13 protein-coding genes are annotated in these 14473 nt (G+C 75.4%); 10 read left to right on the top strand and 3 right to left on the bottom strand.

Going from position 1 to position 14473, the window contains the following annotated elements; translation table 11 throughout:
• The first annotated feature begins 243 nt into the window (after positions 1–243).
• From ACGF15_RS26355 to ACGF15_RS26310, 10 genes are all read left to right on the top strand, one after another.
• Positions 244–882, top strand: coding sequence for a transketolase C-terminal domain-containing protein (locus ACGF15_RS26355; protein WP_392802486.1), 639 nt, complete (start codon positions 244–246; stop codon positions 880–882).
• 65 nt (positions 883–947) lie between these two features.
• On the top strand, positions 948–2150 hold the full coding sequence (locus ACGF15_RS26350; protein WP_362609645.1) for an FAD-dependent monooxygenase: 1203 nt from the start codon (positions 948–950) through the stop codon (positions 2148–2150).
• Between the two features lie 284 nt (positions 2151–2434).
• Entirely contained in the window at positions 2435–3073 is a 639-nt protein-coding gene (locus ACGF15_RS26345) for an NAD(P)H-dependent oxidoreductase (protein ID WP_362609642.1), read from the top strand.
• A gap of 294 nt (positions 3074–3367) precedes the next feature.
• Positions 3368–4333 carry a ketoacyl-ACP synthase III gene (locus ACGF15_RS26340; RefSeq protein WP_345611716.1) on the top strand — a complete coding sequence of 322 codons (966 nt, stop codon included), beginning with the start codon at positions 3368–3370 and terminating at the stop codon, positions 4331–4333.
• A gap of 22 nt (positions 4334–4355) precedes the next feature.
• A complete protein-coding gene (locus ACGF15_RS26335) occupies positions 4356–5159 on the top strand; it encodes an arylamine N-acetyltransferase (RefSeq protein ID WP_362609638.1) in 804 nt (267 codons plus the stop codon).
• 5 nt (positions 5160–5164) lie between these two features.
• Positions 5165–5593, top strand: a complete 429-nt coding sequence (locus ACGF15_RS26330) for a YybH family protein (RefSeq protein WP_392802480.1) — start codon at positions 5165–5167, stop codon at positions 5591–5593.
• A 49-nt stretch (positions 5594–5642) separates the two neighbouring features.
• The gene (locus ACGF15_RS26325) at positions 5643–6749 is read left to right on the top strand and encodes an AMP-binding protein (protein ID WP_362609635.1); all 1107 of its coding nucleotides are present in this window, start codon (positions 5643–5645) and stop codon (positions 6747–6749) included.
• Positions 6750–8120: an aldehyde dehydrogenase family protein gene (locus tag ACGF15_RS26320; protein WP_392802476.1), complete on the top strand. Its 1371-nt coding sequence runs from the start codon at positions 6750–6752 to the stop codon at positions 8118–8120. It abuts the gene before it with no gap.
• Positions 8121–8239: 119 nt separating this feature from the next.
• Positions 8240–8626, top strand: a complete 387-nt coding sequence (locus tag ACGF15_RS26315) for a VOC family protein (RefSeq protein ID WP_256522513.1) — start codon at positions 8240–8242, stop codon at positions 8624–8626.
• Between the two features lie 2 nt (positions 8627–8628).
• On the top strand, positions 8629–10002 hold the full coding sequence (locus ACGF15_RS26310) for an FAD-binding oxidoreductase (protein WP_345611727.1): 1374 nt from the start codon (positions 8629–8631) through the stop codon (positions 10000–10002).
• 207 nt (positions 10003–10209) lie between these two features.
• On the opposite strand, the gene ACGF15_RS26305 is transcribed toward ACGF15_RS26310, so the two are convergent.
• From ACGF15_RS26305 to ACGF15_RS26295, 3 genes are all read right to left on the bottom strand, one after another.
• Complete coding sequence (locus ACGF15_RS26305) at positions 10210–11913, bottom strand: flavin-containing monooxygenase (protein WP_392802472.1); 1704 nt, start codon at positions 11911–11913, stop codon at positions 10210–10212.
• A 95-nt stretch (positions 11914–12008) separates the two neighbouring features.
• The gene (locus ACGF15_RS26300; protein ID WP_392802469.1) at positions 12009–13259 is read right to left on the bottom strand and encodes an MFS transporter; all 1251 of its coding nucleotides are present in this window, start codon (positions 13257–13259) and stop codon (positions 12009–12011) included.
• Between the two features lie 357 nt (positions 13260–13616).
• Entirely contained in the window at positions 13617–14471 is an 855-nt protein-coding gene (locus ACGF15_RS26295; RefSeq protein ID WP_392802466.1) for an NAD(P)H-binding protein, read from the bottom strand.
• Positions 14472–14473: the final 2 nt, after the last annotated feature.

Genomic DNA, 14473 nt, shown 5'->3' with positions numbered 1-14473 from the left:
CCCGCCGCTGCGGGCACACCCCGGGCCGGGCGGGCCCGGTGGGCGCCCGGGGTGCGGGCGGGCCGTCCCCGCGGACGGCCGCGCACGGGGCCGCGGGACTCCGGAGGGCCCCGGCCCGGGCCCCGGCCGCCCGCCCGCCGGGCCGGGCAGGGCGCCCCCGCCGCACCCCGCGCCAGGACAGCGGGCGCACCGCACGGCACGGCATGACGAGACAGCACCGACCAGAGGAGCGCTGAGAAGCCGGTGAGCAGCAGCCGGGGCGGGACGACGCCCCGCCCCTTCGAACGGACCGAGCCGGAACGCCGGTGCGCGGACACCGCACGCGCCCCGGCCGTCGACGCGGTGGAGGCCGCAGGCCACGGGCACCCGGGCACCGCCGTGAGCCCGGGCACCGCCGCCCGCCTGCTGCCCCGGCGGCCGTCGCGCCACCGCCCCGCCGGGAGCGGGGCGGCCCCGGCGGACGGGGCGGCGCGCGGCGGATACGTCCTGGCGGACGCGCCGGACGGGGAGCCGGAGGTGGTGCTCCTCGCCACCGGCGGCGAGGTGCGCACCGCCCTGGACGCGCGCAGGCTGCTGCTGGCGGAGGGCATCGGCACCCGGGTGGTGGCGATGCCGCGCCCGGAGTGGTTCCGGGAGCAGTGCGAGGAGTACCGGGAGTCGGTGCTGCCGAGCCGGGTCCGGGCCCGGGTGTCGGTGGCGGCCGGGTCCGCCCTGGGCTGGTACCAGTTGCTCGGGGACGCCGGGCTGCCGGTGGGGCTGGACCGGTCCGGCGCGTGCGCGCCCGCCGCGGCGCTCTTCGAGCAGCACGGCTTCGGCCCGGCGCGGGTGGCCGCCGCCGCGCGCGCGAGCCTGGCCCGCGCCGGGCGCGGGGAGCACCGGTGAACGGAGCGCGCGGGGGCGACGCGTCCCGGCCCCGAGGGGCCGACGGCCCGGGGAGGTGAGGGACGTTGACCGAGATCCTCGTGGCCGGCGGCGGCGTCGGCGGCCTCGCCGCGGCGCTCGGCCTCGCGCGGCGGGGCCACCGGGTGACCGTGCTCGAACGCCGCGAGGTGTTCACGGAGACGGGCGCCGGGATCCAGCTCGGGCCGAACGCCTTCGCCGCCCTGACCCGCCTCGGTGTCGCCGGGGAGGTCCTGGACCGGGCGGTGCGGGTGGACGCGCTGCGCTTCATGGACGGCACCACCGGCGAGCCGGTGGCCTCGATGCCGGTGGACGGCGCGTACACGGCCCGCTTCGGCCACCCGTACGCCGTCGTCCACCGCGTCGACCTCCACCTCCCGCTGCTGGAGGCGTGCCGCCGGCATCCGGGCGTGGTGCTGCGCGGGCACCAGCATGTGACGGGGTACACGCAGCGCCGGGGCGAGGTGACCGCCCTGCTCGCCGACGGGGGCCGGCTCACCGGGGACGCCCTGGTCGGGGCCGACGGGCTGCACTCGGCCGTCCGCTCCCGCCTGGTCGGGGACGGCGCGCCCCGGGGGGCCGGGCACACGGTCTACCGGGCGCTGGTCCCGATGGACGAGGTTCCCGAGGGCCTGCGCTCACCGGTCGTGACCCTCTGGGCCGGGCCCTCCTGGCACATCGTCCACTACCCCGTGGCGGGCGGCAGCCACCTCAACCTCGCGGCCACCCGGGAGGAGACGCCCCGGCGGGCCCCTGCCGGGGCGCCCGTCCTGCCCGGCCGGGTCCGAGCGGCCTTCCCCGGCCTGCGGGGCGCCGCACGGCCGCTGCTGGAGCGCGCCCGCGGCTGGCGGGCCTGGGCCCTGTACGACCGTGCACCGGTGGAGCGGTGGACGGACGGGCGGGTGGCGCTGCTCGGCGACGCGGCGCACCCGATGCTCCAGTACGCGGCCCAGGGCGCATGCCAGGCCCTGGAGGACGCCGTGGCACTGGGCGAGGCGCTGGGCGACCGCCCCGCGGACGTGGAGCGGCGGCTGCGGAGGTACGCGGCGGAGCGCCGCGCGCGCACGGCCCGGGTCCAGTGGGTGTCCCGGGAGCTGGGGCGGCGGCTCTACCACGCGGCGGGCCGGGCCCGCCGCGAGCGCAACGCGATGCTCGGCGCGCTGTCGCCCCGGGAGATGTACGACGCGGTGGCCTGGCTGCACGGCGGAGCCGGTGTACCGGCCCGGGCGGGCGCGGCGGCCGGGGGCTGAGCGGGCGGGGCGCGGTGGCCGGGGGCTGGGCGCGGCGGCCGGGGCGCGGTGCCGCCGCCTCCGGCCGCCGGTCGGCACGCCGAGGGCCGCGGTGCCGCTCCGACCGGGCCCTCCGCATTCCGTTTCCGGGGCTTTCCCGGTGCCGGGACTTTCCCCGCACCGGGGCCTGCGCGATGCCGCGGCGGGCGCGACCTGACAGACCTTTCGCACGCGCTTTCACGGCCCGGCGCACCTGCTCGATGCTGAGTTCTCCAGCCTTTTTCCCGCAGGGAGTTGAATCCGGCATGCTCAACATCGCGGTCGTCTACTACTCGTCCACCGGAAACGTCCACACCCTGGCCGAGGCGGCCGCCGAGGCGGCGGTGAAGGCCGGCGCCGACGTGCGTCTGCTGCGCATTCCGCCGCTGCCCTCGGAGACCGTCGTCCCCGGCACGGAGGACGCCGTCGCCGCGCACGGCGAGGCCGTCCGGGACGTCCCCGAGGCCACACCGGAGGACCTGGTCTGGGCCGACGGCATCCTCATCGGCTCCCCGGTCCGCTTCGGCCTGCCCGCGGCCCCGGTCTCCGTCTTCCTGGACTCCACCGCCCCGGTGTCCATCCCCGGGCTGCTGGCGGACAAGGTCGTCTCCGCCTTCACCTCGGGCTCCGCGCCGCACGGCGGCCACGAGACCACGCTGATGGCGCTCTACAACGCCGTCTGCCACTGGGGTTCGCTGATCGTGGCCAACGGCTCCACCGACGAGGTGCTGTTCCGCCCGGAGAACGGCAACCCCTACGGCACCAGCAGCGTCACGCGCAACCGCCCGGGCAACGTCCACGAGGACAACCTGGCCGCCATCGGGTTCCAGGCCCGGCGCGTCGTCGAGGTCGCCCGCCTCGTGGCCGCCGGAAAGGCCGCCGTGCAGAAGAACCCCGCCGAATAGGCCGCCCGGAAAAGAGGCCCCCCGGAAACGGCGGAGCTGAATCCGGCGGCGGGAATTGCGCCGGCGCTCGTGCGCGGCGGGATTCGGAAGCGCCGCCACCTGACACATTCCACCCCACCTGACAGGTCCCCGGGCAGGGCTTGGCACCCCGGCGGCTCCCCGGGAAACCATGGGCCGGCGGTATCCGGCGCGCCCCGGTTCCCCGGAGGCGGGGCGGGCCCATGAGAAGGGAGAGGGACACCCTTGATTACGACTGGCCGATACGAAAAGGGCCCTGCGGCAACGGCCGTGGGAGTGCTGGGCACCGGATCCGCGCTGCCGTCCCATGTCGTGACCAACGACGAGGTCGGCGCCCCGGCGGGGGTGGACCACGAGTGGATCCACTCCCGGACCGGCATCCGGCGGCGGCGCTGGGCCAAGCCCGACGAGGCGACCTCCGACCTGGCCGCCGCCGCGGGCCGCGCCGCCCTGGAGGCGGCAGGTGTCCGCGGGGGCGAGCTGTCGCTGGTCATCGTCGCGACCTCCACACCGGACTCCCCGCAGCCGCCGACCGCCAGCACGGTGGCCGACGCCCTCGGCGCGGGCTTCGGCACCACGGCCTTCGACGTCAACGCCGTGTGCAGCGGCTTCGTCTTCGCCCTGAGCACCGCGGAGCGGATGCTCCAGGGCACCGGCGGCTACGGGCTCGTGGTGGGCGCGGACGTCTACTCCCGCATCCTCGACCCGCGGGACCGCCGCAGCACCATCCTCTTCGGCGACGGCGCGGGCGCCGTGGTCGTCGGCCCGGCCCGCGGCACCGGGCGGCTGCACAGCACCCGCCTGGCGGGCTTCGCCGCGGACCGCGAGCTGATCCAGGTGCCCGCCGGGGGGAGCCGCCTGCCCGCCTCCCCTCAGACCCTGCGGGACGGGCTGCACTACTTCACGATGAACGGCCGCGAGGTGCGCACCTTCGTGGCCGAGAAGGTGGCCCCGGCCATCGGCGCCTTCCTCGACGACAACGGGGTGTCCCCGGGGGACGTGGACCACTTCGTCCCGCACCAGGCCAACGGCCGGATGGTCGAGGACCTCGCCGGCCGGGTCGGCATCCCCGCGGACCGGATGCGCGCCACCTTCGAGGAGTACGGCAACACGGGCTCGGCGTCCGTGCCCGTCACCCTCGACGACGCCGCCCGCGCCGGTGCGCTGAAGGACGGCGACCTCATCCTGCTCGCCGGCTTCGGCGGCGGCATGGCCATGGGCCTGACCCTGCTCACCTGGTGACTTCCCGGACAAGGAGAACGACATGCTGAACGACGCCCAGATCGACGCCTACCTGGCGCGGATCGGTGCCGCCCGGCCGCAGCGGGCGGACCTGGAGAGCCTGCGCCTGCTCCAGGAGCGGCACTGCCTCACGGTGCCCTTCGAGAACCTGGACTACCACCTCGACGTGCCGATCCACATGGACCTGAAGGCGCTGGAGAAGGTCGTGGACCAGCGCCGCGGCGGCGGCTGCTACGAGGTGAACCCGTCCTTCGCGCAGCTGCTGCGCGCCCTCGGCTACCGCGTGGACGTCCTGCCCGGCCAGGTCTACCGCCCGGACGGACCGGGCCCCTACCTGGGGCACCTGGCCCTGCGGGTGCACCTCGACGAGCCGTGGCTGGTGGACGTGGGCTTCGGCCGCAACAGCCGTGCCCCGCTGCGCTTCTCGGCCCCCGGGCCGCAGGCCGACGCGCACGGCAGCTACCAGGTCGTCCGCGCCGAGGGGGAGGGCGCCTGGGGCCACGACGTGCTGCTGAACGGCAAGCCGCTCTACCGCGTCGACGAACGCCCCATGGAGATCGCCGACTTCGCGCCGACGCTGTGGTGGTGGCGCACCTCCCCCGACTCCCCCTTCCTCCAGGACCTGTTCTGCTCGCTGCCGACCGAGGACGGCCGGGTCACCCTCAAGGGCGACCGGCTGACCGTGGTCTCCGGCGAGGAGCGCACCACCGAGGAACTCGCCGGCGACGAGGAGGTGCTGGCCGCGTACCGGAAGTACTTCGGCATCGAACTCGACCGCGTCCCGCGGCGGCCCGAGACGGGCCGGCCCGGCATCCAGACGGGCTGACCGCCGTGGCCGACGCACCCGCCGCCGCACCCGCCGCCCCCGGCCCCGCGGCCGTCCTGCCGCCGACCGACCCGGCCGAACTCCCCGGCGTGTTCGCCCGGGCGTTCAACTCCGGGGACCTGGCCGCGGTGGACCGCCTGTTCGCGCCCGGGGCCGTGTTCGTGACCGAGCCCGGCACCGCCGTCACCGGAGAGGCGCGGCGCGCCGCCAACGCCGCGTTCCTGGCGCTGGGCGTCCCCATCGCCCTCACCCTGCGGCACACCTACGTCTGCGACGACACCGCCCTGCTCATCGGCGACTACGTGATCTCGGGCACCGGCCGGGACGGCACCGCCGTCCATCTGGAGGGCTCCGCGACCGACGTCGCCCGCAGGGGGCCGGACGGCCGCTGGCGCTACCTCATCGACAACCCGTCCGGCACGGACCGTCCGTAGTCCCGCCGCCCGCACCGGCCCGGCCACGGGCCCCACTGGAAGGATTCCCTTGCCGACCGCCGCCGACAGCGTCCTCGACCTGCCCTTCGACGCCGTTCCCGACCCCGAGGAGTTCCTGCGCGCCGCGATGCGCTGGCACTTCTCGCCGGAGACCGGCTCCCCCTTCTGGCTGGAGCGCGCCTCCCTCCTCGACTTCGACCCGCTCACCGACATCCGCACCTTCGCCGATCTGACGCGCTTCCCCAACCTCGCCGGGGAGCTGCGCGAGGTGCGCGCCGAGGACCTCGTCCCCCGCGGCTACGGCGACCGCCCCGACGTCGTCGGCGTCTACGAGAGCGGCGGGACCACCGGCGCCCCCAAGCGCATCGTGCTGCTGCGCGACTGGCTGGACCGGCTGCTGGGCTGGAGCAGCGCCCAACTCGACGCCCACGGGGTGCCGCAGGGCGTGAACTGGCTCGTGGTCGCCCCCACCGGACCGCACATGGTGGGCGATGTCATCAAGCACCAGACCGCGCTCCGCGGCGGCCTGGCCTTCACCGTCGACCTCGACCCCCGCTGGGTGAAGAAGCTCATCTCCGAGGGGAAGGGCGCCGAGGCCGGCGCCTATGCCGAGCACATCGTGGACCAGGTCGCCCATGTGCTGCGCACCCAGGACATCGGCGTGCTGATGTGCACCCCGCCGGTCCTGGAGCGGCTCGCCGCCCGGGACGACCTCGCCAAGCTCATCGAGGACAAGGTGCAGGCGATCAACTGGGTCGGCACCCAGATGGACCCCGACACCCGCCACCTCTACCGGACCGAGGTCTTCCCCCGGGCCAGGCTGTACAGCGGCTACGGAAGCACCATGATCCTCGGCAACGCCAGCGAGCGTCCCGGGCTCACCGACGACGAGCCGTGCGTGTACGACCCGTGGTCCCCCTACATGACCTTCTCCGTCGTCGACCCGGAGACCGGCGTCCCGGTGGAGTACGGGGAGCGCGGGCAGGTGGTCATGCACCACGTCAGCAAGAGCCTGCTGATGCCCAACAACCTGGAGCGCGACCACGCCACCCGCTGCCGCCCGGCCCCCGGTGCGGCGCAGACCGGCGACTCCGTGGCCGACATCGCGCCGGTCCAGGAGTTCGACAACGAGACCGTCATCGAGGGGGTGTACTAGATGTCCGAGCTCATCGCCCTGGACGCGCTCGGCCCCCAGGGGACCTACCGGGCCCGCAACCGGGTCACCGTCACCGACGTCGCCGGTGTCCCGGCGGCCGATCTGGGCCTGGTGCCGAAGCTGTTCGTGTCGCGCACCATGGCCGCCCTGCACCGGGCGGAGTCGCTGCCCGCCGCGGAGCGGATCGCCGCGCTCGCCCGCGCGGCCCGCATCTTCACCGAGGAGGAGATCGGCGGCCTGTCCTACGAGGAGTACCGCCGTACGGTCGCCCGGGTCTCGGGCGTGCCGATCTCCGTGGTCCGCGAGGCCACCGCGGCCATCGCCGAGGCCGCCGAGCAGGCCGGGTTCGTCGTCTCCCAGCCCCGCCCCGCCGGGGCGGTCGGCGACTGGCGGGACCCGGGCACCCGGGACGGCAGCGCCGTGTGGACCCGCCGCGGGAGCGTGTTCGCCGTGCACGCGGCGGGCAACCACCCCGGACCCCACTCGCTGTGGCTGGAGGCCCTGGCGCTCGGCTACCGGGTGGCCGTGCGGCCCTCGCGCCGCGAGCCCTTCACCCCGCACCGCCTGATCACCGCGCTGCGGTCGGCGGGCTTCGGCGAGGACCAGGTGGTGCTGCTGCCCACCGACCACGAGGCCGCGGACGAGATCCTGCGCGGCGCCGACCTCGGTCTGGTGTACGGCGGCGACGAGGTGGTCCGCAAGTACGCGGGCTCCACCGTGCTGCCGCAGGGCCCCGGCCGCTCCAAGATCCTCGTCACGGCCGACGCCGACTGGCGCGACCACCTCGACACCATCGTCGACTCCATCAGCCACCAGGGCGGCGTCGCCTGCATCAACGCCACCACCGTGCTGGTCGACGGCGACCCGGCGCCGCTCGCGGCGGCCATCGCCGAGCGACTGGCCGCCCTGCCCAGCCTGCCGCCCGAGGACGAGAAGGCCGTCCTCTCGGTGCAGCCGGTGGAGGGGGCCCGGGCCATGGAGTCCTTCCTGCTCGCCCAGGCGAAGGGCACCGTGGCGCACCTCGGCGGCGAGGGGGTCGTCGAGGAGCTGCCGGGCGGCGGCGCGGTGCTGCGGCCCGCGGTCCACCAGCTGCCGAAGGCCGACGCCCGCCAGGCGGGCATCGAACTCCCCTTCCCCTGCGTGTGGGTGGGGCCCTGGTCCCCGGCCGACGGCATCGCACCGCTGCGCGAGAGCCTGGTGCTGACGGTCCTCACCGAGGACGAGAAGCTGGTCGACGCCCTCGTCGAGGAGCCGTCCATCAGCAATGTCTACCTCGGCGACCACCCCACCTACTGGATCCGCCCGGGCGTCCCCCACGACGGCTACCTGGGCGAGTTCCTGATGCGGACCAAGACGGTGATCCGGCACTGACCGGCCCTCCACACCGGCGGGCCGGGCAACCGGGCCCACCGCTCCCGACCCCGCGCCGACGGCGCGGGGTCCGGGCGTTTCCCCCCACACGGATCCACTCCCCGAACGAAGGCAGACACATGTCCATCCGCCTGAACCACACGATCCTCACCGCACGGGACCGCGATGCCACCGCCCGCTTCCTGGTGGAGGTCCTGGGACTGGAGCAACCCCGCACCTACGCGCCGTTCCTGGTGCTGCAGCTCTCCAACGACGTCTCCCTGGACGTCCTGCAGGCGGAGGGCGACGGGGAGATCACCTCCCAGCACTACGCCTTCCTCGTCGACGACGCCGAGTTCGACGCGATCTTCGCCCGGGTCCGGGAGCGCGGCCTGCCGTTCTGGGCCGACCCCTTCCACCGCCACCCCGGTCGCACCAACACCTGGTACGGGGGCCGCGGGGTCTACTTCGACGACCCGAACGGCCACAGCCTGGAGATCATGACCCGCCCCTACGAAATGGACTGACCGTGGCCGGACACTTGCACACCGACGAGATCGTGACGACCGGTCCCCTGCTGCGCCCCGGGGACCCGGGCTACGACGAGGAGCGGCTGGGCTACAACCTGGCCCTCGACCACCGCCCCGCGCTGATCGTGGGGGCCGAAGGCGCCGGGGACGTGGCGGCCGCGGTGCGCTGGGCGGCCGCCCGCGGACTGGGCGTCGCCGTCCAGGCCACCGGCCACGGCGTCTCCCGCTCGGCCGAGGGGCAGCTGATGATCAGCACCCGGCGCATGGACGAGGTGCGCGTCGACCCGGGAGCCCGCACCGCGACCGTCGGGGCGGGCGCCCGCTGGGAGCAGGTGCTGGAGGCGGCCGCACCGCACGGGCTCGCCCCGCTGAACGGCTCCAACCCCGGTGTGGGCGCCGTCGGTTACACCGTCGGCGGGGGCATGGGCCTGCTGGGCCGCCGCTACGGGTACGCCGCCGACCATGTGCGCGCCATGGACGTGGTCACCGCCGACGGGCGGCTGCGCCGGGTGGACGCCGCGCACGAGCCCGAGCTGTTCTGGGCGCTGCGCGGCGGGAAGGGGAACTTCGGCGTCGTCGTCTCGATGGAGATCGACCTGTTCCCCGTCGCCGAACTCTACGGCGGGGGGCTGTACTTCGGGGAGGAGCAGGCGGCGGCCGCGCTGCACGCCTACGTCCGGTGGACGGGCGGGGTCCCGGAGGAGATGTCCTCCTCCGTGCAGCTCATCCGCTACCCCGACCTGCCCGTCGTCCCGCCCGAGCTGCGCGGCCGCTTCGTCACCCATCTGCGGATCGCCTGGTCCGGCGAGGCGGCCGAGGGGGAGCGGCTGGTGCGCCCGCTGCGCGCGGTGGGCCCCGTCCTGAAGGACACCGTCGGGCGGATGCCGTACCGGGAGGTCGGCTCGATCCACCACGAGCCGCCGATGCCGGTGGCCGTGTACGACCGGAACACGGCACTCGGCCCGCTGCCCCCGGAGGCGGTGGACACCCTGCTCGGCCTGGCGGGTCCGGCGTCCGGTGCCCCGTACTTCGCCGAGGTGCGCCACCACGGCGGCGGGTACGCGCGCCCGCCGCGCACGGCGAACGCCGTCGCCGGGCGGGACGCGGAGTTCATGCTGTTCACCACCTCGCTGCTGGAACCGGGCGGTACGGCTGCGGCTCGGGCGGTGCACGACCGGCTGTACGCGGCGATGCGCCCGTGGAGCACGGGAGGGGCGTTCGTGAACTTCTTCGGCGTCGACGACACGGACCCGGCGACCGTGCTGACGGCCTACGCACCGGCCGACCACGCCCGGCTGGCCCGGGCCAAGGCCGCCTACGACCCCGGGAACCTGTTCCGGATCACCTACGCGGTGGAGCCCGCGGGCGCCTGACGGAGCACCGGACCGCGTTGCGGGCCGTGCGGGCGGCCGGCCGTGCGGGGAGGCCGCCCGCGCTGCGGTCGCCGTCGGTCCGGAGGGCGGTGCCGGTCCGGAGGGCGGGCCGGTCCGGAGGGGGGCGTCGTGTTCGCGGCGGGCGGTGCCGGCGCCCCCCTCCCCCGTGACCGGCCCGGCCGCGGCCGCCTGCGCCGTGCGGCGCCGCTAGCGGCCGGGTCCGGACACCGCCGCCCGGGGACGCCCTCCCGCGGAGGAGAGCACGAAGCCGGTGTAGCCGCCGCGGGCCACGGCGTCGCACTCCTCCCGGTACCGGTCGAGGCCGCCCGCGTAGGCGAGGAACACCCGGGGTTTGCCGGGGACGTTCGCTCCGGTGTACCAGGAGTCCACCGCCGGGTAGAGGGTACGGGCGGCGATCTCCGCCACGCGCTCCCCCCAGTCCGCCTCGGCGGACGGGGTGGCGTCGATCTCGGTGAGGCCGTTCCCGAGCAGGTGGGCGATGCAGCCGGTGATCCACTCGACCTGCTGTTCCAGGGACACCGTGATGTTGGTGAGTACGGAGGGGCTGAGCGGTCCGAGGACGGTGAAGAGGTTGGGGAAGCCGGCCGAGACGAGCCCGAGATGGTTGCGGGGTCCGTCGGCCCACCGCTCCCGGAGCGTCACGCCGCCCCTGCCCACGATGTCGATGGCGGACTGGGAGCCGGTGAGGGCGTCGAAGCCGGTCGCGAGGACGATCACGTCGAGGTCGTGCTCCCCGTCCGGGGTCCGGATGCCCCGGGGGGTGATCCGCTCGATCGGGGTCGCGCGCAGGTCCACGAGCGCCACATGGGGCAGGTTGTACGCCTCGTAGTAACCGGTGCCCAGGCAGGGGCGCTTGGTCGCGAACGGGTAGGTACGCGGGGAGAGCAGCTCCGCCGTCGCGGGGTCGGTCACGGTCGACCGGATCCTGGACCGGACGAACTCCGCCACGGTCTCGTTGGCCCTCTCGTCGGTGAGGATGTCGGTGTAGGTGCGCAGCAGCCCGTTGAGGAAGCCCTCGTCCCAGGCCGCCTCGTAGGCGGCGGTGCGCTCCGCCTCGTCCGCCTCCAGCGCCGAGCGGGTCGGGGGTGTGAACACGGTCCCGCCCCGCGAGAGCCGTTGGGCCTGCCGGAACTCGGGGTAGCGGGCCTTGAGGGACGCGCGTTCCGCGGCCCGCAGCGGGCGGTTGCGGGCCGGCAGGACATAGGCCGGGGTGCGCTGGAAGACGGTCAGGGCGGCCGCCTCCTCGGCGATGACGGGAACGGCCTGGACGCCCGAGCAACCGGTGCCGATCACGGCGACCCGCTTCCCGGCGAAGGAGACATCCTCCTGCGGCCACCGCGCGGTGTGGTGGACGGCGCCGGTGAAGCTGTCGGTGCCGGGTATCGCGGGGTCCCTGGGGACCGACATGCAGCCTGTCGTCAGGACCACGAAGCGGGCGGTGACGGCCCGTCCGGTGTCCGTGGACAGCCGCCAGAGGTGCTGGTCGCCGTCGTACACGGCGCGGGTGACGCGGGTTCCCAGGACGATGTCCCTGCGCAGGTCGAACCGGTCGGCGACGTGGTGGATGTACCGCAGGATCTCCGGCTGGGCGGCGTACCGCTCCCGCCACTCCCACTCCTGGTCGAGTTCCGGGGAGAAGGAGTAGGAGTAGGACATGCTCTCGATGTCGCAGCGGGCGCCGGGGTAGCGGTTCCAGTGCCACGTTCCGCCGATGTCGTCGGCGGCCTCGAAGACCACGGCCGTCAGGCCGAGTTCCCGCAGCCGGTGGAGCTGGTAGAGGCCGGAGAGTCCGGCCCCGACGACCACGGCGTCGAACCGGCCGCCGTCGGCGGGCGGGCGGCTGCCGGGCATCGTCGGGGCGCTCGTCGGAGAAGTCCTCGGGCGGCTCATCGGGCGGCTCCTGTTCTGCCGGGTCACGTGCGGAGAAGGGGCGGGGGCGGGGGCTGCCGGATCGTCCTCCCGGGTGCGTCCCGGTCGGCCGCCCGTCAGGCGGGGCGGCGGCCGCTCATCGCCACCGCCGGGACGACCGCGAGGGCGAGCGCCCCGGCGGCCGCCGTCAGCACCGGGTAGCCGCTGCCGCCCATCACCAGCCCCGAGACCATGCCGCCGGTCGCGCCCGCCACGGCCATTCCCGTGTCCGCGAGACCCTGCACGGCGGCCCGGTTCCCGGCGGGCGCGGCGTCACTGAGCACCGCCGTGCCTCCGAGCAGGGCCAGGTTCCAGCCGACTCCGAGCAGGACCAGTGCGCAGGCCAGGAGAGGGGTGGAGGCCGGCGGGGCGAGGCCCGCGAGCAGACCCGCGCTCAGCAGGAGGGCTCCGGCGGCGGTGGCGACCCGCCGCCCGCCGAACCGGTCCGTGAGCAGGCCGCTCAGCGGTGACGGCAGGAACATCGCGCCCACGTGCAGGGCGATGACCAGCCCCACCGCCTGCGTCGTGTGGCCGTGGCCGGCCATGTGCACGGGCGTCATGGTCATCACGGCGATCATCACCAGCTGCGCGGTGATCATCACGGTGGCGCCGGTGACGACACCGGGGGCGGGTCTCCCCGTGCGATGGGCGCCCGACGGAGCGGACCCGGACTCCCCGGGCAGGGCCGGGGGCTGCGGGGCCGGAGGCAGCGGGTCCGGGCGCAGCCACACCACCAGGACGAGCGCCGCGGCCGCGTACGCCACCGCCGCCAGGAGGAAGGGGCCCGACAGGGGTGGCAGGCCCCAGGTGGCGGCGAGTTCGCCGGTGGGGCCGGTCAGGTTCGGTCCCACGACCGCCCCCAGGGTCATGGCGAACAGGACGGTCCCGGCGGCCCGGCCGCGCCGGTCGGGCGGGGCGAGGTCGGCGCCCGCGTAGCGCGCGAGAAGCCCGGTGACCGTACCCGCTCCGTACACGACCAGGGCCGCCAGGAGCAGGACCGGCCAGCGCGCCGCGGCTCCCGCGACCACGCCCGCGCTGCCCAGTGCGGCGATGCCGTTGCCGAGCGCCAGTCCCGGACGGCGCCCGAAGCGCTGGCTGACGCGCCCGAGGACCGCGGCTCCGAAGGCCGCGCCGACGGTGTACAGCGCGGCCGGCAGCCCGGCCAGGCTGGTCGAGCCGAGCAGGTCCTGGGCGAGCAGCGCGCCGACCGTGATGCCGGCCGCCATGCCCGCGCCGCCGAGCGCCTGCGAGATGCCGAGCACCGTCAGGGTGCGGCGCTGGTCCCGGGAGAAACCCGCCGTCGTGGCCGAGGGGGCCGTCCGGGTCACACGGCCGGCCCGGTCATGCGCGAGAGGAGCTGATCCATGGTGAGACCCCCTGAAGTCGCGGAGCGTGGGCGCACGTTCGCCGGGACGAGGGTTCCGCGGTGATCGCCCACCGCGTCGAAGGTAAAGAAATGGTCAATCAACCGTCAAGGGAAGGCCAGGGGATTGACCTGAACCGCACCCCGCGCAGCCGGACCCCGGCCCCTCCGTGGACGGCGACGCGCACGGACCCCACCGCCCCCGGGCGCTGCGGGGGCGCCCCGAGGGGCGGGTCCGGTGCACCCGGGGAAGCGGGACGGGGGACGGACCGGTGTCCGTCCCCCGTCCCTCCCGGCGCGCCGCCGCACCGGCGCGCCGGGGTCAGGCGGTGAAGTCGGCGGCGTGGTCGGCCGCCCACTCGGCGAAGGTCCGGGCCGGCCGGCCGGTGATCCTCTCCACGGTGTCCGACAGTTCCGTCGGGACGCCGTCCGAGCCCGCCCAGTAGCTGAAGACCGCGTCCGCCACCCACGGCGGGACGATCTCGGAGAGGTCCTCGCGGGCCTGCTCCGGCGTGCGCTCCTCGAACTCCAGCGGTGTGCCGAGGACTTCGGCGATGATCTCCAGCTGGCGGCGCTGGGTGACCGACTCGGGGCCGCTGAGGAAGTAGCCGCGGCCCTCGTGGCCGGGCTCGGTGAGCGCCGCCACCGCCACCGCCGCGATGTCCTTCTCGTGGATGACGTCGCTGTGCGATCCGGGGTAGGGGAAGCGCACCCGGCGCTCGGCCCGGATGGACTCGGGCCAGCCCCACATCAGGATGTTGGTGGCGAAGTTGTGCGGGCGCAGGAAGGTGTACGCGATGCCCGAGGCGCTGATCGCCGCCTCCACCGCGCGGTGCATTTCGACGATCGGCTCCTGGCCGGGGAAGGCGTCCTCCACCGTCCGGGACGACAGCAGGACGATGTGCTTCACCCCGGCCTCCCGGGCGGCCTCCAGGAACGCCTCGGTGCCCTGGGGGACCGCGTACAGGAAAACCTTCTCCACGCCCTCCAGCGCCGCGGGCAGGGTCTCGGGGCGGGCCAGGTCGACCTCGGCGCGCTCCACCTGCGCGGGGCAGGACAACCGCCCCGGCGTGCGGGCGCCGGCCCGGACCGGGACGCCCGCCTCGACGAGCAGGTTCAGGACCTCGCGGCCCACCTGGCCGGTGGCACCGGTCACCAGGATCTTGGCGGGGGACATCG

The sequence above is a fragment of the Streptomyces sp. NPDC048001 genome (assembly GCF_043203115.1).
In the GTDB taxonomy this organism is placed as follows: domain Bacteria; phylum Actinomycetota; class Actinomycetes; order Streptomycetales; family Streptomycetaceae; genus Streptomyces; species Streptomyces sanyensis.
Note: the sequence above shows the minus strand (reverse complement) of the source record. Positions and strands in the feature narration are given on the sequence as shown.

Bases quoted from the DNA above. Each gene is read 5' to 3' on its own strand.
- ACGF15_RS26345 (WP_362609642.1), top strand. From the start codon at position 2,435: ATGCTCAACATCGCGGTCGTCTACTACTCGTCCACCGGAAACGTCCAC.
- ACGF15_RS26335 (WP_362609638.1), top strand. From the start codon at position 4,356: ATGCTGAACGACGCCCAGATCGACGCCTACCTGGCGCGGATCGGTGCC.
- ACGF15_RS26320 (WP_392802476.1), top strand. From the start codon at position 6,750: ATGTCCGAGCTCATCGCCCTGGACGCGCTCGGCCCCCAGGGGACCTAC.
- ACGF15_RS26315 (WP_256522513.1), top strand. From the start codon at position 8,240: ATGTCCATCCGCCTGAACCACACGATCCTCACCGCACGGGACCGCGAT.
- ACGF15_RS26305 (WP_392802472.1), bottom strand. From the start codon at position 11,913: ATGAGCCGCCCGAGGACTTCTCCGACGAGCGCCCCGACGATGCCCGGC.
- ACGF15_RS26295 (WP_392802466.1), bottom strand. From the start codon at position 14,471: ATGTCCCCCGCCAAGATCCTGGTGACCGGTGCCACCGGCCAGGTGGGC.